General features: G+C 65.7%; 22 protein-coding genes and 1 tRNA gene. 18 read left to right on the top strand and 5 right to left on the bottom strand.

Annotated features, from left to right (window positions below):
- Positions 1–31: 31 nt before the first annotated feature.
- Complete coding sequence (locus AAC014_RS07930; RefSeq protein ID WP_300534075.1) at positions 32–490, bottom strand: (2Fe-2S)-binding protein; 459 nt, start codon at positions 488–490, stop codon at positions 32–34.
- 33 nt (positions 491–523) lie between these two features.
- Here AAC014_RS07930 and AAC014_RS07925 point away from each other — a divergent pair, with 33 nt between their 5' ends.
- The 9 genes from AAC014_RS07925 (at position 524) to AAC014_RS07885 (ending at position 8,297) form a co-directional block, all read left to right on the top strand.
- Positions 524–1,342 (top strand): crotonase/enoyl-CoA hydratase family protein, encoded by an 819-nt coding sequence (locus AAC014_RS07925; protein ID WP_339706541.1) that lies wholly within the window; start codon positions 524–526, stop codon positions 1,340–1,342.
- Between the two features lie 143 nt (positions 1,343–1,485).
- Positions 1,486–2,487 carry a cytochrome c oxidase subunit II gene (coxB, locus tag AAC014_RS07920; protein ID WP_339706539.1) on the top strand — a complete coding sequence of 334 codons (1,002 nt, stop codon included), beginning with the start codon at positions 1,486–1,488 and terminating at the stop codon, positions 2,485–2,487.
- 27 nt (positions 2,488–2,514) lie between these two features.
- Entirely contained in the window at positions 2,515–4,176 is a 1,662-nt protein-coding gene (gene ctaD, locus AAC014_RS07915) for a cytochrome c oxidase subunit I (protein WP_339706536.1), read from the top strand.
- Between the two features lie 9 nt (positions 4,177–4,185).
- Complete coding sequence (locus AAC014_RS07910) at positions 4,186–5,103, top strand: heme o synthase (RefSeq protein ID WP_339706533.1); 918 nt, start codon at positions 4,186–4,188, stop codon at positions 5,101–5,103.
- A gap of 112 nt (positions 5,104–5,215) precedes the next feature.
- Positions 5,216–5,806 carry a cytochrome c oxidase assembly protein gene (locus AAC014_RS07905; RefSeq protein ID WP_339706531.1) on the top strand — a complete coding sequence of 197 codons (591 nt, stop codon included), beginning with the start codon at positions 5,216–5,218 and terminating at the stop codon, positions 5,804–5,806.
- 4 nt (positions 5,807–5,810) lie between these two features.
- Positions 5,811–6,638 (top strand): cytochrome c oxidase subunit 3, encoded by an 828-nt coding sequence (locus AAC014_RS07900; protein ID WP_121047109.1) that lies wholly within the window; start codon positions 5,811–5,813, stop codon positions 6,636–6,638.
- Positions 6,638–7,030 (top strand): DUF983 domain-containing protein, encoded by a 393-nt coding sequence (locus tag AAC014_RS07895; RefSeq protein WP_339706525.1) that lies wholly within the window; start codon positions 6,638–6,640, stop codon positions 7,028–7,030. Before AAC014_RS07900 ends, AAC014_RS07895 begins: the two co-directional genes overlap by 1 nt.
- A complete protein-coding gene (locus AAC014_RS07890; protein WP_339706522.1) occupies positions 7,030–7,623 on the top strand; it encodes an SURF1 family protein in 594 nt (197 codons plus the stop codon). Before AAC014_RS07895 ends, AAC014_RS07890 begins: the two co-directional genes overlap by 1 nt.
- Positions 7,623–8,297 carry a fumarylacetoacetate hydrolase family protein gene (locus AAC014_RS07885; RefSeq protein WP_339706520.1) on the top strand — a complete coding sequence of 225 codons (675 nt, stop codon included), beginning with the start codon at positions 7,623–7,625 and terminating at the stop codon, positions 8,295–8,297. Before AAC014_RS07890 ends, AAC014_RS07885 begins: the two co-directional genes overlap by 1 nt.
- Here AAC014_RS07885 and AAC014_RS07880 read toward each other — a convergent pair.
- From AAC014_RS07880 to AAC014_RS07870, 3 genes are read right to left on the bottom strand one after another with little or no spacing between them, the layout of a single operon-like run.
- Complete coding sequence (locus tag AAC014_RS07880) at positions 8,294–8,773, bottom strand: YetF domain-containing protein (RefSeq protein WP_339706517.1); 480 nt, start codon at positions 8,771–8,773, stop codon at positions 8,294–8,296. The genes AAC014_RS07885 and AAC014_RS07880 overlap by 4 nt on opposite strands.
- Positions 8,773–9,294, bottom strand: a complete 522-nt coding sequence (locus tag AAC014_RS07875; protein ID WP_339706514.1) for a hypothetical protein — start codon at positions 9,292–9,294, stop codon at positions 8,773–8,775. Before AAC014_RS07875 ends, AAC014_RS07880 begins: the two co-directional genes overlap by 1 nt.
- A gap of 59 nt (positions 9,295–9,353) precedes the next feature.
- On the bottom strand, positions 9,354–9,764 hold the full coding sequence (locus tag AAC014_RS07870; protein ID WP_339706512.1) for a hypothetical protein: 411 nt from the start codon (positions 9,762–9,764) through the stop codon (positions 9,354–9,356).
- A 147-nt stretch (positions 9,765–9,911) separates the two neighbouring features.
- Between AAC014_RS07870 and thrC the strand changes: the two genes are divergently transcribed.
- From thrC to AAC014_RS07850, 4 genes are read left to right on the top strand one after another with little or no spacing between them, the layout of a single operon-like run.
- Complete coding sequence (gene thrC, locus AAC014_RS07865) at positions 9,912–11,309, top strand: threonine synthase (RefSeq protein ID WP_339706509.1); 1,398 nt, start codon at positions 9,912–9,914, stop codon at positions 11,307–11,309.
- Positions 11,306–12,532, top strand: a complete 1,227-nt coding sequence (locus AAC014_RS07860; RefSeq protein ID WP_339706506.1) for a pitrilysin family protein — start codon at positions 11,306–11,308, stop codon at positions 12,530–12,532. The genes thrC and AAC014_RS07860 overlap by 4 nt, the downstream gene beginning before the upstream one ends.
- Positions 12,532–13,392 carry a class I SAM-dependent methyltransferase gene (locus AAC014_RS07855; RefSeq protein WP_339706503.1) on the top strand — a complete coding sequence of 287 codons (861 nt, stop codon included), beginning with the start codon at positions 12,532–12,534 and terminating at the stop codon, positions 13,390–13,392. The genes AAC014_RS07860 and AAC014_RS07855 overlap by 1 nt, the downstream gene beginning before the upstream one ends.
- A gap of 37 nt (positions 13,393–13,429) precedes the next feature.
- Positions 13,430–13,903, top strand: a complete 474-nt coding sequence (locus AAC014_RS07850; protein ID WP_339706614.1) for a GNAT family N-acetyltransferase — start codon at positions 13,430–13,432, stop codon at positions 13,901–13,903.
- A 24-nt stretch (positions 13,904–13,927) separates the two neighbouring features.
- On the opposite strand, the gene AAC014_RS07845 is transcribed toward AAC014_RS07850, so the two are convergent.
- Positions 13,928–15,409, bottom strand: a complete 1,482-nt coding sequence (locus tag AAC014_RS07845) for a peptidoglycan DD-metalloendopeptidase family protein (protein WP_339706501.1) — start codon at positions 15,407–15,409, stop codon at positions 13,928–13,930.
- Between the two features lie 359 nt (positions 15,410–15,768).
- Between AAC014_RS07845 and AAC014_RS07840 the strand changes: the two genes are divergently transcribed.
- The 5 genes from AAC014_RS07840 to AAC014_RS07820 all read left to right on the top strand — a co-directional run bounded on the left by AAC014_RS07840 (position 15,769) and on the right by AAC014_RS07820 (position 20,027).
- Positions 15,769–18,288 (top strand): helicase-related protein, encoded by a 2,520-nt coding sequence (locus AAC014_RS07840; protein WP_339706499.1) that lies wholly within the window; start codon positions 15,769–15,771, stop codon positions 18,286–18,288.
- Complete coding sequence (locus tag AAC014_RS07835) at positions 18,195–18,599, top strand: S4 domain-containing protein (RefSeq protein WP_339706497.1); 405 nt, start codon at positions 18,195–18,197, stop codon at positions 18,597–18,599. Before AAC014_RS07840 ends, AAC014_RS07835 begins: the two co-directional genes overlap by 94 nt.
- Positions 18,600–18,642: 43 nt before the next feature.
- Positions 18,643–18,972 carry a ferredoxin FdxA gene (fdxA, locus tag AAC014_RS07830; RefSeq protein ID WP_339706494.1) on the top strand — a complete coding sequence of 110 codons (330 nt, stop codon included), beginning with the start codon at positions 18,643–18,645 and terminating at the stop codon, positions 18,970–18,972.
- Between the two features lie 271 nt (positions 18,973–19,243).
- Positions 19,244–19,783, top strand: coding sequence for a CarD family transcriptional regulator (locus tag AAC014_RS07825; protein ID WP_339706491.1), 540 nt, complete (start codon positions 19,244–19,246; stop codon positions 19,781–19,783).
- A 157-nt stretch (positions 19,784–19,940) separates the two neighbouring features.
- A tRNA-Leu gene (locus tag AAC014_RS07820) sits at positions 19,941–20,027 on the top strand.
- The last annotated feature ends 56 nt before the right edge of the window (positions 20,028–20,083 follow it).

Below are 20,083 nucleotides of genomic sequence, written 5' to 3'. Positions count from 1 at the left end.
ATCATCCCGGAATGTTCCGGAAAGCGGGGCGCTACCCTTCTTTCGGCGTCCCCGCCGCGCGCAGGATCGCCTTCTTGATGCGCGGGTAGGTGCCGCAGCGGCAGAGGTTGGTGATTCCCGTCTTGATGTCGTCCTCAGTGGGCTTCGGCGTATCTTTCAGGAACGCCGCCGCCGCCATGATCATGCCGGGCTGGCAATAGCCGCATTGCGGCACCTGCTCGGCGATCCATGCTTGCTGCACGGGGTGGCTGCCGTCTTTCGACAGGCCCTCGATCGTGGTGACGAACGTGCCTTCGATGTCGCCGATGTTCACCTGGCAGCTGCGCTGCGCCTGCCCGTCGATGTGCACCGTGCACGCGCCGCAAAGCCCCGCCCCGCAGCCGAACTTTGTGCCGGTGAGGTTCATTGCGTCGCGCAGGGCCCAGAGCAGCGGCGTTTCGGCCGGCAGGTCAAAAGCGACAGGATTGCCGTTGATAGTGAAGCGAGTCATGACGAGGCGAGATTTAGCCGGAGAGGGGCCCGAATGGAACTGCAAACGCTGTCGCTCGCCGTGACGGATGGAATCGCGCGCGTAACGATGACGCGGGCCGAGGCGTTCAACACCATGACGGAAGCGTTCTGGACCGAGATCATCGACGTTTTCGAGGCGATTGAGGCGGATCCGTCGGTGCGCGCGGTGCTGATCGTCTCGACCGGTCGGCACTTCACGGCGGGACTCGATCTCGCATGGGCGGGCGCGGACCTGCTCGCTGCGGGTGAGGGAGAGGTCGCGCGGCAGCGCCTGGCGCTTCGCCGCAAGGTGAAGACCTTGCAGAAGAGCTTCACGGTCATCGACCAGTGCAAGGCGCCGGTGATCGTAGTGGTGCAGGGCGGCTGCATCGGCGGCGGCGTCGATCTCGTTACGGCGTGCGATATCCGTATCGGCACGGCGGACTGCTTTTTCAGCATCCAGGAAATCAACGTCGGCATCGTTGCCGATGTCGGCACACTGCAGCGCATCCCGCACCTGCTGCCGCAGGGTCTGGTGCGCGAACTCGCGTACACGGGGCGGCGGTTCATGGCGGACGAAGCCGTGCGCCAAGGCTTCCTGAACCGTGCGCTGCCCACGCACGACGAGGCGATCGCCGCCGGCGAGGCACTGGCGCGAGAGATCGCGTCGAAATCGCCCGTTGCCATTCAGGGGACGAAGGCGGTGCTCAATCGCGGCCGCGACCAGAGCATTGCCGAAGGGCTGGACTATGTGGCGATCTGGAATTCGGCGTTCCTGCCGGGCGCGGATCTCGGCGAGGCGATGGGCGCGCAGCTGCAGAAGCGGCCGGCTCGCTTCGAGGATACGGTTTGAACCACGGCGCACGCGCTGGAAAGCGCTGGGTGCGGCAAGCTATCGCTTGTTCACGAATCGGCGCGCATCTATAAGGCGCGCCAAATCGATTCCGTCGGTGCGTTCGCGCGCCGACCGTCCGTATGGGAACTAGTGGGGGTTTGATGCGCGGATTTAACAGCCGTTTCAGGGCATTGGCCGTCGCCGCAGCGCTGACGTTCGGCGCCGTTCAGGCACAGGCGCAGGACGCGACGGCTCCTGCCGCCGCCACGGTCGAGCAAGCTGCGGAAGCCGCTCCGGTCGCGGAAACAGCGGCGCCTGCCGTCAATCTGGCGAACATGGGCACAGCGCCCGACGCCGCAGTGGGTCAGCCGCAGGGCGGCTGGCACATTCAACCGCAGGTGACCGAGCTTGGTCAGCGCGGTTCGGATTTCAACACCGCGCTGCTCCTCATCATGGGCGTCATCACCGCCTTTGTGTTCGCATTGCTGATCTGGTCGATGATCCGCTTCCGCCGCGGCGCGAACCCCGTCCCTTCGAAGACGACGCATAACGTGCTGATCGAGGTGGTCTGGACGCTGGTGCCCGTGCTCGTGCTCGTCGGCATCGCCATCCCCTCGTTCAAGCTGCTCGCCGCACAATATGATCCGCCGAAGGCCGATCTCACGATCAAGGCGACCGGCCATCAGTGGTACTGGAGCTACGAATATCCCGATCAGGGCAGCTTCGGCTTCGATTCGGTGATGCTCTCCGATGAGGAGGCCGCGAAGGCGAACGAGCCGCGCAACCTCGCGACCGACAACCGCGTCGTCGTCCCCGTCGGCGCCGTCGTGAAGGTGCTGCTGACCGCGTCGGACGTGATCCACAGCTGGGCGGTCCCGGCCTTCTGGGTGAAGATGGATGCCGTTCCGGGCCGCGTGAACGAAACCTGGTTCAAGACCGAACGCGAAGGCCTTTACTACGGCCAGTGCTCGGAGCTTTGCGGCACCAAGCATGGCTTCATGCCGATTGCGGTCGAGGTCGTGTCGCAGGACAAGTTCGACGCATGGGTCGCCGCGCGCCAGGCTGACGCCGGCGTGGAGGTTGCCGCTGCAGCGCCTGCGGCTGATGCCGAGGCGCCCGCCGCACCGGAAGCGGCGCCTGCCGCTGCCGCCGAAACGCTTTAAGATCAAGTTCGGGTAGGAACGACACTCATGGCCGAGACCACCGCCGCCCACTACGACGCCCACGGCGAACACGCCCACGCGCATCATGACGATCACCATACGCCGGGCTTCTTCGCCCGCTGGTTCCTGTCCACGAACCACAAGGATATCGGGACGCTGTACCTGATCTTCGCGATCGTGGCTGGCATCATCGGCGGCGCGATCTCGGGCATCATGCGCCTCGAGCTTGCCGAGCCGGGTATGCAGTATCTGCCGATGTGGGCGGGCGGCAATATCGACGCCGCGTATCACATGTGGAACGCGTTCATCACCGCGCACGGTCTCATCATGGTGTTCTTCATGGTGATGCCCGCGATGATCGGCGGCTTCGGCAACTGGTTCGTTCCGATCATGATCGGCGCGCCGGACATGGCGTTCCCGCGCATGAACAACATCTCGTTCTGGCTTATCATACCGGCCTTCCTGCTGCTCCTTGCCTCGATGTTCGTCGAAGGGCCTGCAGGCTTCAACGGCGCGGGCACGGGCTGGACGGTCTATCCGACTCTGTCGACCACGGGCCACCCCGGGCCGGCGGTCGACCTTGCGATCTTCTCGCTGCACCTTGCGGGCGCTTCGTCGATCCTCGGCGCCATCAACTTCATCACCACCATCTTCAACATGCGCGCGCCGGGCATGACGCTGCACAAGATGCCGCTGTTCGTGTGGTCGGTGCTCGTCACCGCCTGGCTGCTGCTGCTCTCGCTCCCGGTTCTCGCCGGCGCGATCACCATGATGCTGACGGACCGCAACTTCGGCACGACGTTCTTCGATCCGGCCGGCGGCGGTGATCCCGTGCTCTATCAGCACCTGTTCTGGTTCTTCGGTCACCCCGAAGTGTACATCATGATCCTGCCGGGCTTCGGCATCGTCAGCCAGATCGTGGCGACGTTCAGCCGCAAGCCCGCCTTCGGCTACCTCGGCATGGCCTATGCGATGGTCGCGATCGGCTTCATCGGCTTCATCGTGTGGGCGCACCACATGTACACGGTCGGCCTCGACGTGAACGTGAAGCTCTACTTCACGGCGGCGACGATGATCATCGCGGTGCCCACGGGCATCAAGATCTTCTCGTGGATCGCCACGATGTGGGGCGGCTCGATCAGCTTCGAAACGCCGATGCTGTGGGCGATCGGCTTCATCATCATGTTCACGCTCGGCGGCGTAACCGGCGTCGTTCTTTCGAACGCCGGCGTCGACACGATCATGCACGACACCTACTACGTGGTGGCGCACTTCCACTACGTGCTCTCGCTCGGCGCGGTGTTCGCGCTGTTCGCGGGCTTCTACTACTGGTTCCCGAAGATGTCGGGCCGGATGTACAACGAGTTCCTCGGCAAGCTGCACTTCTGGGTGTTCTTCATCGGCGTGAACGTGATGTTCTTCCCGATGCACTTCCTCGGCCAGGATGGCATGCCGCGCCGCTACCCGGATTATCCGGATGCGTTCGCCTATTGGAACCAGATCGCCTCGCTCGGCTACGTCATCATGGCCGTGGGCATGGTGTTCTTCTTCGTGAACATCATCATCTCGCTGATCGGCGGCAAGAAGGCTGCCGACAATCCGTGGGGCGAGGGTGCAACGACGCTCGAGTGGACGCTGTCCTCGCCGCCGCCGTTCCACCAGTTCGAAACGCTGCCGGAAATCAAGTAAGGCACACTGGTGGCCAGCGTACCCGCCGCATCCGTCACGCCGGTCAGCGACTTCGCTGACTGGCGCGACTATTTCGCGCTGCTGAAGCCGCGCGTGATGACGCTTGTCGTCTTCACGGGGCTTTGCGGCCTGCTGGCGGCGCCCGGCCATATCCACCCGGTGATCGGCTTCACGGCGGTGCTCTGCATCGCCGTCGCGGCCGGCGCTTCGGGCGCGCTCAACATGTGGTACGAGGCCGATCTCGATGCGCGCATGAAGCGCACGGCGAACCGGCCCATTCCGGCCGGACGCATCGATCCGGCTTCCGCCTTCGGCTTCGCCGTCAGCCTCGCCATCGGCGCAGTCGCCGTGATGGCGCTCGCCGTGAACCTTGTTGCCGCCGCGCTCCTCACCATTTCCATCCTGTTCTACGTGTTCGTTTACACGGTCTGGCTGAAGCGCCGCACGCCGCAGAATATTGTCATCGGCGGCGCTGCAGGCGCCTTTCCCCCGGTGATCGGCTGGGCGGCTGTCACGGGCGATGTGACCGCGCTCCCCGTTCTCCTCTTCGGGCTCATCTTCCTGTGGACGCCCCCGCATTTCTGGAGCCTCGCGCTCTTCGTGCGCGGCGACTATGCGAACGCGGGCGTGCCGATGCTGCCCGTCACGCACGGCGCGCGCGTCACGCGCAACCAGATTCTCGCCTACACGCCGCTTCTCGTCGGTGTCAGCCTCGTGCCGTGGGCGATGCGCCTTACCGGCGCTATCTACGGCGTGACGGCTGCGGCTCTCGGCGTGGTGTTCATGGCGCTCGCGGTCGCGGTGTTCCGCAATGACGCGACCGATCCCGCCGCGATGCGGCCGGAGCGCCGCCTGTTCGCCTTCTCGATCCTTTATCTCTTCGTCATGTTCGGCGCGCTTGTCGCCGATCGCTGGCTGCTGGCTTGACCATGGCGGACGACGACCTCCAGAAAAAGCGGAAGAGCCGCAATCTCGTGCTCGGCGCGGTGCTCATCGGGCTTGCCGTGCTGTTCTACGCCATCACGATCGCGAGGATGGGATGAGCGGGGAGCGCGGTATCCGTCGCACCGGCTTCATCGCCGGCGGTGTTGCGGTGGCGATGCTCGGCCTCGCCTACGCAAGCGTGCCGCTTTACCGCCTGTTCTGCCAAGTCACGGGCTTTGGCGGCGCCACGATACGCGTGGATGAAAACGCTGCTCCGAAGGCAGTCGACAAGGTCATCAAGGTGCGCTTCGACGCGAACGTCGCGCCCGGCCTCGCTTGGACGTTCAAGCCCGTGCAGACGCAGGCGACGATCCGCATCGGCGAGCGCAAGATGGCCTTCTATCAGGCGACGAATCTCACCGACAAGCCGATCACCGGCATGGCGACCTACAACGTCTCGCCCGACACGGCCGGTGGCTATTTCATGAAGATCCACTGTTTCTGCTTCGATCAGCAGACGCTGCAGCCCGGCGAGACGGTGGATATGCCGGTCAGCTACTATATCGACCCGGCGATTCTGGAAGACGCGAGCGCCCGCCGGATCGACGAGATCACGCTCAGCTATACCTTCTTCCCACAGGAAGAAGAGACGAATAAGACAGCAGCCAATACGGCCGTAAAGGCGGCCGACGGAACACAGGGGTAAGACCATGGCCGGTGCCAAGAACCACGACTTCCACATCCTGCCGCCGAGCCCGTGGCCGCTCATCGGTGCGTTCTCGGCGCTCACGATGGCAGCCGGCGGCGTGGGCTGGATGCATGAGCAGGCGTGGGGCGGCTGGGTCTTCTTCCTTGGCTTCGCCTTTGTGCTGTTCACCTTCTACAGCTGGTGGTCGGATGTGATCCGCGAAGCGAACACGGGCGATCACACGCCGGTCGTGCAGCTGCATCACCGCTACGGCATGATCCTGTTCATCGCGTCTGAAGTGATGTTCTTCGTCGCGTGGTTCTGGGCCTATTTCGACGCCGCGCTCTATCCGGACACGGGCGAGGCGGTCGGCGGCGTCTGGCCGCCGCACGGTATCGAGGTGCTCGATCCCTTCGTCTATCCGCTGCTCAACACGCTCATCCTGCTGCTCTCGGGCACCACGGTCACGTGGGCGCACCATGCGCTGATCCACGGTGACCGCGAAGGGCTGAAGAAGGGCCTCTGGCTCACCGTCATCCTCGGCTTCATCTTCTCGTGCGTGCAGGCGTATGAATACAGCCACGCCGCCTTCGGCATGGCCGGAAACATCTACGGCGCCACCTTCTACATGGCGACTGGCTTCCACGGTTTCCACGTCATCGTCGGCACGATCTTCCTGATCGTCTGCCTCATCCGCACCTACAAGGGCGACTTCACGCCCAAGCAGCACTTCGGCTTCGAAGCGGCCGCCTGGTACTGGCACTTCGTCGACGTCGTCTGGCTGTTCCTCTTTGTGGCGATCTACGTCTGGGGCAGCGACTTCGGCGCGGCAGTCGTCGCAGGCCATTGATGGTGTCCGGCCCGGACGGCGTCGGCGCTGTCGACCCGGTCCGGGCCGCGCTCAAAGGCTGCTGCCCGCGCTGCGGCAAGGGCCGGCTCTACCGCAATCTCCTTGAATTCACGGATCGCTGTCCCGCGTGCGGGCTCGATATCGCCGGCTTCAATGTCGGTGATGGGCCTGCCGCGTTCCTGATCTTCCTGCTCGGCTTCCTCATTGTCGGTCTTGCCATGTGGCTGGAGTTCGGCGCGCATCCGCCGTGGTGGGTCCATGCGCTGCTCTGGCCGCCGATCCTCGTCGTGCTCACTGTGTGGGGGCTGCGTGTCGGCAAGGCGATCCTTCTCGCGCTCGAATTCCGGAACGAGGCCGCGGAAGGGCGGCTTAGCGACAAGCCGGACGCCTGATGCGCCTGCCGCTGCTGCCGACATTGATGGTCGCCGTGATGGTGCCGGTGATGATCGGCCTCGGTTTCTGGCAGTTGCACCGCGCTGACTGGAAGGCCGATCTGCTCGTGCGGCTGGACGCGCAGGCGAAGCTGCCGGTTCTCGAAACCGCCCGTCTTTCCGATGATCTGGAATTTCGCCGCGTCCGCCTGATGGCGGATTGCCCCGATCCGTCCGCGAAGGGCCGCAGCGGCAAGAACGCGGCCGGGCAGGTCGGTTTTTCGATGCTGCTGCTGTGCAACGCCGCGGCGCAGCCGATCCTTGTCGATGCCGGCTGGTCCGATCGCCCGGATGGTTGGACGAAGCTGGCCGCGCCGTGGCCGCCCAAGGGCGCGTTCGCCGTTACCGGCACGCTCGTCCGCACGGGGGGGGCCGGGCCGCGCTACACGCTCGTCTCCGAAGCCGCACCCGCGCCGCTGGTGCCGAGCGCGCCGCCGTCGCCCGAAGATATACCCAACAACCACATGGCCTATGCCGTGCAGTGGTTCGCCTTCGCGGCCACGCTGGGCATCATCTATGCGGTTTACGTGTCGCGGCTGAGACGAGGGAAATAATGGATTTGCCGAAAGTCGAGGTGCCCACGATCGCGATTGCCGGCACGACACAGCGCTTTCCCGTGCGGCGCATTTTCTGCGTCGGCCGGAACTATGCCGATCATGCGCGCGAGATGGGCGCGAACCCCGATCGCGAGCAGCCCTTCTTCTTTTCAAAGCCCGCCGACGCGGTTGTCGAAAGCGGCGCGGTGCTCCCGTTCCCGAGCCAGACGAACAATCTCCACCACGAGGTCGAACTCGTCGTTGCCTTGGGCGTGGGCGGCAGCGACGTGTCCGCCCGGGATGCGGCGGCCATGATCTTCGGCCACGCCGTGGGCATCGATCTCACTCGCCGCGATCTGCAGGCCGATGCGAAGGCGAAGGGGCGCCCGTGGGACATGGCGAAAGGCTTCGACGCGTCCGCCCCTATCGGTGCGCTCACGCCCGGGGCGCCGCCCGCCGCAGGTGCGATCACGCTCCGGGTGAACGGTGATCTCCGCCAGAACGGCGACCTCTCGCAGATGATCTGGAACGTCGCGGAGGTCATCTCGAAGCTCTCCACCTACTTGGCGCTCGCCCCCGGTGACCTCATCTTCACCGGCACACCCGCCGGCGTCGGGCCGATCCTGCCGGGCGAAACGGTAGTCGCTGAAATCGCGGGCACGGCGCCCGTCGAGGTTCGCTTCGCGGCCTAAACCGGATCGCTGCGATCACGCTGTTCCGAAGCGCCGCCCTGCGCCTTGATGAAGCTGATCTTGCCTTGCGGTTCGATAATCGCCCACGCGACATCTTTCAGAGAGGCGATGCCCGCGAGGCGCATTTCCGATTCCAGTTCCGATCGCGTCACGCGGTCCCGCCGCAAATTCTCGGCGATGATCGTGCCGTCACGGACGACGACGCGCGGCTTGCCGTCGAGCAGGCGCTCCATCGCGGGAAACAGGTACGTGATCCAGCTGAGCAGCAGCGCGAGGAAGCCGAAGGTCGCGACGGCGAGCAGTGCGCCGGTGAGGCTGAAATCATTGTGCGTGACGCCCTGCTGAATGAGGTCGCCCATCACGATCATCACCAGCAGTTCGAAGGGTGTCAGCTGGCCAAGCTCGCGTTTCCCGAGCAGGCGCAGCAGCAGGTAGAGAATGACGAAAACCGCCGAGGCGCGCAGCACGATATCCATCAGGGGCGCACCCTTATGCGGGCGGGGAGCGCGGCAAGCGGGGCTTCGCCGTCGTAGAGCGTGATGCGGCCCGCCGTACCGCCAACGAGCGCCGGGTTGATCTGGCCGTCCACCTTGATGAGCAGCGTGTCGCCCGCCGCCAGGGGCGCGTATCCAAAGCGGTAGCCGCCAATGCCATAGCTTTCTTCGGCTGCCGCTGGGATCATCGTGTTGACCGTGAGTTCGCGCCAATAGGCGGGGGAAACGGCTACGATGGGCTTCGCGATCGCGCCGACGGCATCGACGCGCAGCCGCATTTCGAAGAACATGCCGCTTCGGGCAATTTCGGGCGCTTCCAGCGTCAGCCGCGCCTTTGGTCCAGCGGCTGTGCGCGCCGGATTGGGAAGTCCGCCGAGCGCGCCCGACAGTGCGATAGTGATGATGGCGGCAAGGGTGATGAACGACAGCGGATTGGCCCTGCGATGCCAGCGACGAATGCTGACATGGCTTTCCGAGATGCCGTCGGGATAGCGCTCGCCCATGGTCCCTCCGGGGCCTCAATTCCGCAGCGAAGCGAAGGTTCCCCCCTCCGACAAGTGGCTCAGGAAAGTGCGGTGGCGGTCCCGAGCCCGGCAGCGGGATAGCTTCCGACCAGCAGTTGCCGCGCGCGCCGGACCGATCGGATCGGCGGAAGCTGAATTGCGGCGGCTGAAATCGTGGACGCGACCGGGCGCAGGAATGCTGCGTCGAGTGCCGCGCGGTCGATGCCGTCCATCGTCTCTGCCGGAAATCGGCGGCGCAGGGCCTCGCTCTCATGCGCGCGCGGCAGAATCCGCGCCTTGAGTCGGCGGCCGACGGAAACCCGGATGGGGAGGCCCGCGGAGACCTTGATCCAGCTGTTCCAGCTGATGCCCGCGCGGCGCATGATCTCGCTCTGCGATCCGGTAAGCGGCGCGATCTCCGCCACCAACGCCGGGTTCACGATGCACATTCCGGGTCTGCCGCGTGTCACATCCACTCTCCTCTCTGGCGTGTATGAAAGCCGCGTTCCGGCGCGTGCCCATATTTTCTGTTTTCTGGCCCATGAAGATCGGGAATAGCGTCGGATTGTGCGCTATATGTTGCGATGCCCTCCGCTTCCCGATAAGTCCGCGCGGTTATGCGGTACATCAGCACGCGCGGGGGAGCACCCGCACTCGATTTTCGGGGCGTCACGCTCGCCGGTCTCGCGTCGGACGGCGGCCTTTACGTGCCCGAAGAATGGCCGGTTCTGTCGAAAGACGAGATCGCCGCGCTCTCCGGCCTCAGCTACGCTGACACGGCCTTCGCGATCTGCCGCCGCTTTACCGGCGATTCTATCGCCGACGCGGATCTGAAGCGCCTGATCGACGAAGCCTATGCGAGTTTCGATCACGCCGCGGTGACGCCGCTCGTGCAGCTCGATGCGCGCCATTTCCTGCTCGAGCTGTTCCATGGCCCGACGCTGGCGTTCAAGGACGTCGCGCTCCAGTTTCTCGGCCTGCTGTTCGAGCATTTCCTGAAAGGCGCAGGGCGGCACCTCACGATCGTGGGCGCCACCTCGGGCGACACCGGTTCCGCCGCGATCCAGGCGCTGGCGGGCCGCGAGCATGTCGATGTGTTCATGCTGCACCCGGAAGGCCGCGTCAGCGACGTCCAGCGCTGCCAGATGACCACCGTGATGGCGCCCAACATCCACAACATCGCGATTTCCGGCACATTCGACGACGCGCAGGCGATGGTGAAGCGCATGTTCGGCGACACGGATGTCACGAGCCGCTTCGAGATCAGCGCGGTCAATTCGATCAACTGGGCGCGCCTGATGGCGCAGGTCGTCTATTATTTCTACGCTGCCGTCCGCCTCGGCGCGCCGCACCGCGAGGTTGCGTTCTCGGTGCCGACGGGCAATTTCGGCGACGTGTTCGCGGGCTATGTCGCGGCGCGCATGGGGCTTCCGGTGGCGCGGCTGATCGTGGCGACCAACATCAATGACATTCTGCACCGGGCGCTCTCGGCGGGCGACTATTCCGCCGGTACGGTGACACCCACGGCGGCGCCCTCGATGGACATCCAGGTCTCCAGCAATTTCGAACGCCTGCTGTTCGATCTCGCCGGCCGCGACGGCGCGAAGCTCACCGCGATGATGCACGCGTTCGACGCCTCGAAGGTGCTCGAAATCCCCGCCGACATGCGCGCGCGCGCCGCCGAGCTTTTCACCAGCTGCCGCGTGGACGAGGACGAGATGGCGCTCACGCTGCGCTGGGCGTCTGAAAAGGCCGGCAACGTCATCGATCCGCACACGGCGATCGGCCTTGCCGCCGCGCGTGCGGCTGATATCGATCCCGCGATCCCTGTCGTCACGCTCGCAACCGCGCACCCCGCGAAGTTCCGCGATGCCGTGGAGCGCGCGACCGGCGTGCGCCCCGTGCTGCCTGCGCGCCTCTCCGGCCTTTTCGACCGCGAGGAGAGCTTCACGTCGCTCCCCGGCGATTATGCCGCCGTCCGCGATTTCGTCACGGCGAGGGCCACGCCCAGATGATGCGCCTCTCGACGCTCGCGAACGGGCTTCGCGTGGCGACGCGCGAGATGCCGAGCGTCGAGACGGTGTCGGTGGGCCTGTTCGCGGACATTGGTTCGCGCCACGAGCGCGCGCGGGAAAACGGCCTCGCGCACCTTTTCGAGCACATGGTGTTCAAGGGTGCGGGCGGACGTAGCGCACGCGCCATTGCCGAGGCGATCGAGGATGTCGGCGGCGAACTCAACGCCGCGACGAGCCGCGAGACGACCGTGTTCTCCGCCCGCCTGCTTGCGGATGACCTCGCGCTCGGCACCGGCATCATTGCCGATCTCGTGCGCCTACCGCATTTCGACGACGAGGAGCTCGAACGCGAAAAGCGCGTCGTGCTTCAGGAACTCGGCGAGGCGCGCGACACGCCGGGCGACATTATTTTCGATAATCTTCAGTCGGTTGCGTTTCCGGGCCAGCCGCTCGGCCGCTCGATCCTCGGCGACGAGGCGAGCGTCGGCGGCCTAGCGCGCGCGGACCTCGTGGGCTGGCAAGAGCGTTACCGGCCGGACGGGCTGATCCTCGTCGCGGCGGGGAAGGTCGATCATGACATGCTCGTCGATCTCGCCGCCGTGCGCTTCGGCGATCTCGTCCACGCCGAGCCCACGCTTCCCGAGCCCGCGACCTTCGTCGGCGGGCTTTCGGCGGACCCGCGCCGCTTCGAGCAGGCGCATCTCGCGCTCGGTTTCGCTGCGCCGCGCGCGCTCGCGCCCGATTATTTCGCGGCGCGGCTGTTCGCGGAGGCGGTGGGCGGCGGCATGTCTTCGCGTCTGTTCCAGTCAGTGCGCGAGGAGCGGGGGCTCGCGTACAGCATCTATGCGGCCGTGCAGGCGTTCGATGATGCGGGCCTGTTCTACGTGTATCTCGCCACCGAACGGCGCGAGGCGGCGGCGGCGATGGCACTCGTGCGCGAGGAACTCGCCCGCGCCGTGACGGATCTCGCGCCCGCCGAGCTGGCGCGCGCCCGCGCGCTGGTGAAGGCGGGGCTGCTGATGAACCTCGAAAGCACGGAGGGGCAGGCGAGCTATGTCGCCCGTCAGCTCGCGCTTTACGGCCGTCTCGTCGAGCCCTCCGACGTTGTGGCGGAAATCGATGCGGTGACGCTTGAAGATGCCCGCGCCGCCGGAGCTGCGATGCTCGCCGGGCCATCGGCGCGCGCCTCCGTGGGGGCGGCCGAGAAGGCGCTCGCGGCCTGATGGCGCTCGAAACGCTCGTCACCGAACCCTGGGCCGATTTCGGCCTCGTCGACAGCGGCCACGGCCGCAAGCTCGAACGTTATGGCCCGTGGCGCTTCATCCGCCCGGAACCGCAGGCGATGTGGGCACCGGCCACATCGGACTGGCGCGCTGACGGCGAGTTCGTCGGCGGATCGGATGCCGAAGGCGGCGGACGCTGGACGCTCTCGCCGAAGGTTCCGCCAAGCTGGCCGCTTGCGCGCGGCGGCGTGAAGTTCTGGGCTTCGAACACGCCCTTCCGCCACCTCGCCTTCTTCCCGGACATGGCGCCGCAGTGGGACTGGATCGCGGACCGCATCGCGCCGGGCGACGAGGTGCTGAACCTCTTCGGCTACACTGGGGTCGCCAGCCTCGTGATGGCCGCGAAGGGCGCGCGTGTCACGCATGTCGATGCGTCGAAAAAGGCGGTCGGCGCGGCGGTCGAAAACCAGAAGCTCTCCGGCCTCGGCGATGCGCCCATTCGCTGGATCATCGACGACGCGCTGAAGTTCGTGGAGCGCGAGGTGCGACGCGGCCGGCGCTATGCGGGCATCATCCTCGATCCGCCGAAATACGGACGCGGCCCCAAGGGCGAGGTGTGGGAACTGGACGAGAAACTTGCCGCGCTGATGAGCGCCTGTGCCGCGCTGCTGGACGACCGCTCGAAATTCCTCGTCCTCACCGCCTACGCCGTCCGCCTGTCCGCCATCGCCATCGCCAACCTCACCGAAGAGGTGACGCGTTCGCTCGGCGGCAGTGTGCAGGCGGGCGAAATGACGATCCGAGAGGAAGCGCGGGGGTTACTCCTGCCGACAGCGATCTTCGCCCGCTGGTCGCGGTGACGAAGCCCACACCGTCACCCCGGCGAAGGCCGTGACGATGCCGCTCGACATCGCGCCTGCGCGCAACGCGGATGCGCTCGATGCGGTCCGGCTCTTGTTTCGCGAATATGCCGCTTCGCTTGCTATCGATCTTGCCTATCAGGATTTCGCCGCCGAACTCGCGAACTTGCCCGGCCAGTATGCTCCGCCGGGCGGTGAACTTCTTCTTGCGGTGACGCCGGAAGGGTGTCCTGCGGCGTGCGCCGCGCTGCGCGCCATGCGGCAATCGGGGCGCTGCGAGATGAAGCGGCTTTACGTGCGTCCGGAAGCGCGGGGCACCGGCGCGGCGCGCGCGCTCATCGACCGGCTTGTCGAGGCGGCACGTTCGCGAGGGTATCGTGAAATGTGGCTGGATACGCTGCCCACGATGCTGGCCGCGCAGCGTCTCTATCTCGGCTATGGGTTCGAAGTCGCGGAGGCCTACTACCGTACACCCGTTGCCGGTACGGTCTTCATGCGGTTGGCGTTGTAGGCAAGCGCCGGGGGTTACGCGCCTTTACGCGTCGTGGCTCACTGCGATCGGCTTCATCTGCCGCATACGCTGCAGCTCGGCCTTGAAGCGGGCGAGTTCCTGGCCTTCCAGCTGCTCCTGGATCGGCAGCTTGGCGGAGCGCGGGTTCACGGGGCGACCGGCGACGTGGACTTCGTAGTGGAGGTGCGGGCCGGTCGAAAGCCCGGTTGAGCCGACATTGCCGATCACGTCGCCCGCGCCGACGCGCTGGCCGCTGCGCGATGCAATGCGCGAAAGGTGGCTGTAGGTGGTGACGATGCCGTTCGCGTGGCGCACCTGGACCTGGTTGCCGTAGCCGCCGTTGCGGCCAGCGAAGATCACCGTGCCCGGCGCGGTGGACATCACCGGCGTGCCGCTACGCGCCGCAAAATCGACGCCCGCGTGCATTCGCGCACGCTTCAGGATCGGGTGGAAGCGCGTGCCGAAGCCGGAGCTGAAACGCGCGCCCGCCACCGGCGACTTGATCATGCCCTCAACGGCCGAGGAGCCGTCGGCGAGGAAGAACTTGGTGCGGCCGTTGTGAACCCAGCGCAGCAACTCGACATCGCGCTTGCCGCCGAGCTTCGCGTAAATGAGGTTTCCGGTTTCGGTCTCGCCGGTTTCGGCGCGGCGGTGCTCGACGACCATCTGGAAGCTGTCGCGCGAGCTGACGTCCCGCTGGAAGTTCACCTTGGGGCTCAGCGCCTTGATGTAGCTCGCGACGACGCGGCTCGGCAGGCCGAACGCGCGCGCGGACTGGTAGAGGCTGCCGCCGACATCACCCGCAACGACGAGCGGGCTGTCGTCGACCGCGATCTCGTCGCGCGTCACGATCAGGTCACCGGCCTGGCTGCGGTTCACTTCGAGGCGCAGGTCGAACGCGGCGCGGAAGGCGAGTGATTCGAGCGGGCGCGGCTGCGACTTGTCGCTGCGGCGGCCGAGCACGAGATCGATCGTGGCGCCGGGCTTCAGCGATTTCACGTCCGTATGGCCGGCAACGAGCAGCGACACGTTGGCGATATCCGCTGCGGAAACGCCGGCACGGCGCAGAGCGCCGTTGAAGCTGTCCACATCGCGCAGGCGCGCGGTGACTTCGATGCGCGGGCGCTCCGGCGGCTCGGCGAGCGCGGTGACGCGGGATGTGGGCTGGTGAAAGGCGAGGCCCTGCGGCGTCTGCGCGAGCGGGGCGACGGAAACGGTCTCAAGCGCTGCAAGCTGCGTGGGCGCGAGTTCGGGCTGAACAGGCTGAACGAGCGGTGCCGGGTTCAGCGCAATGGTCGCCGCAACACCAAGCATCGCGCCGAGTGTGCCCATGCCGCGCCACCAGCGCTTCGAGCCGATATCTGCGCCGAGATCCACGACAATGTCGGCCCCGCGCATACCGGCCAGGCGCGCGGCAGGCTTTGCAGACGCAAAGGGACCCTGCGCCGAAGGCGCCGGGATGGAGAATGTAGCGCCTTCAAAAGCGCGTGTGGTGGGTTGAAACACGAAGCCCCCGCCTCAAATTTTCAACGCAGATGTTACCCTTGACGCTGGCAACCTATCTGCGTGCGACCCATCAATTTGGAATTGGCCGAAAATCGACCGTTCCCCGCGAGCCGCAAAGTGTCGTTCAGGGTGCTTAATGTCAATTTAACACGGGGAGTTAAGCGGCGTGGCTGCGATGAAACGACAGGATTCAAGCGGCGAGCCGTTGGACGCACACGAAACGATTCGTTTCATCGTTTCGTCGCTTGCGTGTCGTAGGGATCAGTGACACCATATGTTGTGTTTTAGGGAGATGTGCTGTTTCGTGAGTGCAATGCACCGAAACCTTCGCCTGAAGAGCCTGGTCAGGAAGCGTGTCCATGAGCGGCACTGACCGCTCCGTCACTGCCGTTCTCGGGCCCACCAACACGGGCAAGACCCACCTCGCCGTCACCCGTATGTGCGCCCATTCCAGCGGCATGATCGGCTTTCCGCTGCGCTTGCTCGCGCGCGAGGTTTACGACCGGGTGGTGCAGATCAAGGGCGCAGCGCAGGTCGCTCTCGTCACCGGCGAGGAAAAGATCGTTCCCGATGGCGCGCGCTATTTCCTGTGCACGGCCGAATCGATGCCGGTGGGCAAGGATGTCGCCTTCGTGGCGCTCGACGAGGCGCAGCTCGGCGCGGACCCCGAGCGCGGACACGTGTTCACCGATCGCCTGCTCCATGTGCGCGGCCGCGACGAAACGATGATCCTGGGGTCGGACACGATCCGGCCGATCGTGCGCGCACTGCTGCCCGACGCTGAAATCGTCGGCCGGCCGCGGTTCTCGACGCTGAGCCACGTCGGACCGAAAAAGCTCTCGCGCCTGCCCAAGCGCAGCGCGGTCGTCGCGTTCAGCGCGGAGGATGTCTACGGCCTCGCCGAGATGATCCGCCGCCAGAAGGGCGGCGCGGCGGTGGTGATGGGCGGGCTGTCGCCGCGCACGCGCAATGCGCAGGTGGAACTCTATCAGTCCGGAGAGGTCGATTATCTGGTGGCGACCGACGCCATCGGCATGGGCCTCAACATGGATATCGCGCACGTCGCCTTTGCCGCGCTCACCAAGTTCGACGGTAAGCGCGTGCGGCGGCTGCGGCCCGCCGAAATGGCGCAGATCGCCGGCCGAGCCGGGCGCTATCAGACCGACGGCAGCTTCGGGCCGCTTGCGGTGGCCGATGACGACGGGCCGGCGTTCGAGGCGAGCGAGGTGGAGGCGATCGAGGCGCACACGTTCCCGGCGCTCGACCGGCTGGTGTGGCGCAACGCGCGGCTCGATTTCGGCTCGCTCGGGCGGCTCATCGCCTCGCTCGGCGTGCGGCCGGAGCACGCACGGCTCACGCGGTCCGACGACGAGGTCGATTTCCAGGTGCTGAAGCGCCTTGCTCGCGAAGACTGGATCATCGAGCGTGCGAACAGCCCGGCGCGGCTGCAGCGGCTGTGGGCCGTGTGCGGCCTCCCGGATTACCGCAAGACCGGGCCGGATACGCACGCCCGCTTCATCGCGCGCATCTTTGGATATCTCACCGAGGGCACGGGGCGGATTCCTACGGATTGGGTCGCGGCCGAGCTGGCGCGGCTCGATGATGTGCAGGGCGATATCGAGATGCTGGCGAACCGCATCGCGGCGGCACGCACGTGGACGTTCGCGGCGCACCGGCCGGATTGGCTCGTCGATCCGCAGGCCTGGACGCAGCGTTCGCGCGAGATCGAGGATCGGCTTTCGGATGCGCTCCACCAGCGGCTGACGCAGCGCTTCGTCGATCGCCGCACCTCGGTGCTGATGCGCGAGCTTTCGGCGCGCGGCCATCTGCTGCCCACCGAGATCGACGAGGACGGCGCCGTTGTCGTGGGCGGCGAGGCGATCGGACGTTTGACCGGCTTCCGTTTTGAAACCGATCCGGCTGCGCGGGCGGGCGAAAAGCGTCGGTTGCTTGCCGCTGCGGAACGCCGCCTTGCGGGCGAGCTGGTGCGCCGCGCAGGTCTGCTCGCGACTTGTGAGGACGCGGCGCTCGCGCTCGAATTCAATGGGTCGCTGCCGCCGCGCATCCTTTGGAACGGCGCGCGCGTCGGGTATCTCTCGCGCGGCCCCGATCCGCTCAGCCCGCGTGTGCGGCTCGATCGTAGTCTCGCGGATATCGATCCCGCCTCGCGCGGCGCTGTGCGTGCCCGGCTTGAAACGTGGTTCGCCGGGCGTGTCGAGCGCCATCTCGGCCCACTCCTGAAGCTCAAAGTCCGCGTCGACCAAGACGCCTCCCCGGCGCTCCGCGGCCTCGTCGTCCAGTTGACGCAGGGTCTCGGTTGTCTCGCGCGCGCGCCCACGCTTCCGCTCCTCTCCGACCTCGGCGAGGCCGACAACGCTCTCCTCTACAGAAGCGGTGTCCGGGTCGGCGCCACCCACGTCTACTTCCCCGATCTCCTCCGTCCCGAGCCGACGCGCTGGCGCCTTGCGCTTTGGGCCGTTGCCCAAGGCCTTGAATCCGCTCCATCGCCGCCCGCACCAGGACGCGTCTCCGTGGCTATCGACGAGAATGCACCCCGCGCTTTCTATGAGGTCGCCGGGTTCTGGCCGATCGTCACCGACGCCGTTCGCGTCGACATGGTCGAGCGCCTGGTGAAGGCGATGCACAAGCAGCGCCGCGGCTCCGCGCCCTTCGTGCCCGATGCGCTCTGGATGCAAAGTCTCGGCCTTTCGCAGAAGAGCTTCAGCCAGCTGATGCGCGCGCTCGGCTACCGCAGCGTGCAGCAGGAAGATCGTACCACCTTCGCATGGCGGGGGGTGCCGGCGACACGCCCCGCGCCCCGCGCCGCACCGCAAAGACATTCGCCCTTCGCCGTTCTTGCCTGCATGAAGAAAGGATGATGCCCTTGGTATTCGGACCCGCGCTTCGTCTCGACAAATGGCTCTGGTACGCACGCTGCACCCAGTCCCGCAGTGAAGCGCAAAACCTATGCGAAAGCCGCCGCCTTCGCATGGACGGTCGCGTCATCGACCGCGCCTCGGCGCGTGTGCGGCCTGGCGCGGTCCTCAGCTACACGCGCGGCGGAGAGGTGCATATCGTGCGGGTGGAAGCGCTCGCCGAACGGCGCGGGCCCTATGTGGAGGCGCGCCAGCTCTACACCGATCTCACGCCGGACTGTGGTGGATTGACGTCGGCCACCGTCGCTGTGTAGCAGACGCGGGAAACACGCCGTCCGTTTTTGAAGGTGACACGCGATGACCTATGTGGTGACCGAGGCCTGCATCAAGTGCAAGTATATGGACTGTGTGGAAGTCTGCCCGGTTGATTGTTTCTACGAGGGCGAGAACATGCTCGTCATCAATCCCAACGAATGCATCGATTGTGGCGTGTGCGAGCCGGAATGCCCCGCCGAAGCGATTCTGCCCGATACCGAAGACGGGCTTGACCAGTGGCTGGAGCTGAATTCCACCTATTCGGCGCAGTGGCCGAATATCACGACCAAGAAGGATGCGCCTGAAGACGCGGAGGCCCACAAGGGCGAAACGGGCAAGTTCGAGAAGTATTTTTCTTCCAATCCGGGCTGATTTCGCGCCGCCTGCGCCTGATTGACGCAGATTCGGCGTAGCGCCGACGTCATTTTTCTGTTATATAATCCTCAATGAGCGCAGTTTTGCGAGCTTTTCAGCTCCCTGAACGGCGCTCTTGCTTTGTATAATCAACCGCGCGCGGTCGTACCTGCCGGCCGCCCGCCCGAACGCAGGGTCGCGGCAGGGATAATCTGAATTTTTCGTGCACCCGGCCGGGTCCGGGGGGCACGTTCGCGCTCTTTGAACATCTGACGAAGGAACCAAATCTATGGCAGCAAAGGCACCTGGCTTCAGCGTTGGCGACCATGTCGTTTATCCGAAGCATGGCGTCGGCCGGATTGTTGAACTCCAGGCGACCGAAATCGCGGGCGCGAAACTGGAGCTCTATGTGCTGCGCTTCGATAAGGAGCGCATGACGCTCCGCGTTCCCATGAACAAGGCCGAAGCCGTGGGTATGCGCAAGCTTTCGAGCCAGGCGACGCTCGCCGACGCGATGACGACGCTGAAGGGCAAGCCCAAGGTGAAGCGCACCATGTGGTCGCGCCGCGCACAGGAATATGAAGCGAAGATCAACTCGGGCGACCTCGTGTCGATCGCCGAAGTGGTTCGCGACCTGCACCGCGCCGAGGACCAGCCGGAGCAGAGCTACTCCGAACGCCAGATCTACGAAGCGGCGATCGGCCGTCTCGCTCGCGAACTCGCCGCCATGGAAGGCGTCGACGAGGCTGCGGCGCAGACCAAGATCGAGGAAGTGCTCATGAAAAAGCTCGCCAGCGCAAAGGCGCAGCAGGACGCTGTCGCGGCCTGATGGCGGCATCTGTTTTCAGTTGAAAAGGGGGCGATCCGAAAGGGTCGCCCTTTTTCGTTGAGCCCTCACGGATCCGCTGTTGCGGTCGGCGATTTTCCCTGCTAGAGGCCCACGCCTTGCCAGTCGGCAGAGCGCAAATGCGCCCTGCTTTTCACGTGCGGTCGTGGCGGAACTGGTAGACGCGCAGCGTTGAGGTCGCTGTGGCCGAAAGGCCGTGGAAGTTCGAGTCTTCTCGACCGCACCATACATTTTCCAAAAACTTTAGATTTTGCGTTCTCGCGGTAGGCGGCCTGAGAGGGC

The sequence above is a fragment of the uncultured Sphingosinicella sp. genome, from assembly GCF_963974575.1.
GTDB lineage: Bacteria > Pseudomonadota > Alphaproteobacteria > Sphingomonadales > Sphingomonadaceae > Sphingosinicella.
This window is presented reverse-complemented; position numbering and strand designations above follow the sequence as displayed.

What these genes read in the sequence shown, in the direction of transcription:
- AAC014_RS07930 (WP_300534075.1), bottom strand. Translation starts at nt 490, where the DNA reads ATGACTCGCTTCACTATCAACGGCAATCCTGTCGCTTTTGACCTGCCG.
- AAC014_RS07925 (WP_339706541.1), top strand. Translation starts at nt 524, where the DNA reads ATGGAACTGCAAACGCTGTCGCTCGCCGTGACGGATGGAATCGCGCGC.
- coxB (WP_339706539.1), top strand. Translation starts at nt 1,486, where the DNA reads ATGCGCGGATTTAACAGCCGTTTCAGGGCATTGGCCGTCGCCGCAGCG.
- ctaD (WP_339706536.1), top strand. Translation starts at nt 2,515, where the DNA reads ATGGCCGAGACCACCGCCGCCCACTACGACGCCCACGGCGAACACGCC.
- AAC014_RS07905 (WP_339706531.1), top strand. Translation starts at nt 5,216, where the DNA reads ATGAGCGGGGAGCGCGGTATCCGTCGCACCGGCTTCATCGCCGGCGGT.
- AAC014_RS07900 (WP_121047109.1), top strand. Translation starts at nt 5,811, where the DNA reads ATGGCCGGTGCCAAGAACCACGACTTCCACATCCTGCCGCCGAGCCCG.
- AAC014_RS07895 (WP_339706525.1), top strand. Translation starts at nt 6,638, where the DNA reads ATGGTGTCCGGCCCGGACGGCGTCGGCGCTGTCGACCCGGTCCGGGCC.
- AAC014_RS07890 (WP_339706522.1), top strand. Translation starts at nt 7,030, where the DNA reads ATGCGCCTGCCGCTGCTGCCGACATTGATGGTCGCCGTGATGGTGCCG.
- AAC014_RS07885 (WP_339706520.1), top strand. Translation starts at nt 7,623, where the DNA reads ATGGATTTGCCGAAAGTCGAGGTGCCCACGATCGCGATTGCCGGCACG.
- AAC014_RS07880 (WP_339706517.1), bottom strand. Translation starts at nt 8,773, where the DNA reads ATGGATATCGTGCTGCGCGCCTCGGCGGTTTTCGTCATTCTCTACCTG.
- AAC014_RS07875 (WP_339706514.1), bottom strand. Translation starts at nt 9,294, where the DNA reads ATGGGCGAGCGCTATCCCGACGGCATCTCGGAAAGCCATGTCAGCATT.
- thrC (WP_339706509.1), top strand. Translation starts at nt 9,912, where the DNA reads ATGCGGTACATCAGCACGCGCGGGGGAGCACCCGCACTCGATTTTCGG.
- AAC014_RS07860 (WP_339706506.1), top strand. Translation starts at nt 11,306, where the DNA reads ATGATGCGCCTCTCGACGCTCGCGAACGGGCTTCGCGTGGCGACGCGC.
- AAC014_RS07855 (WP_339706503.1), top strand. Translation starts at nt 12,532, where the DNA reads ATGGCGCTCGAAACGCTCGTCACCGAACCCTGGGCCGATTTCGGCCTC.
- AAC014_RS07850 (WP_339706614.1), top strand. Translation starts at nt 13,430, where the DNA reads ATGCCGCTCGACATCGCGCCTGCGCGCAACGCGGATGCGCTCGATGCG.
- AAC014_RS07840 (WP_339706499.1), top strand. Translation starts at nt 15,769, where the DNA reads ATGAGCGGCACTGACCGCTCCGTCACTGCCGTTCTCGGGCCCACCAAC.
- AAC014_RS07835 (WP_339706497.1), top strand. Translation starts at nt 18,195, where the DNA reads ATGGCGGGGGGTGCCGGCGACACGCCCCGCGCCCCGCGCCGCACCGCA.
- fdxA (WP_339706494.1), top strand. Translation starts at nt 18,643, where the DNA reads ATGACCTATGTGGTGACCGAGGCCTGCATCAAGTGCAAGTATATGGAC.
- AAC014_RS07825 (WP_339706491.1), top strand. Translation starts at nt 19,244, where the DNA reads ATGGCAGCAAAGGCACCTGGCTTCAGCGTTGGCGACCATGTCGTTTAT.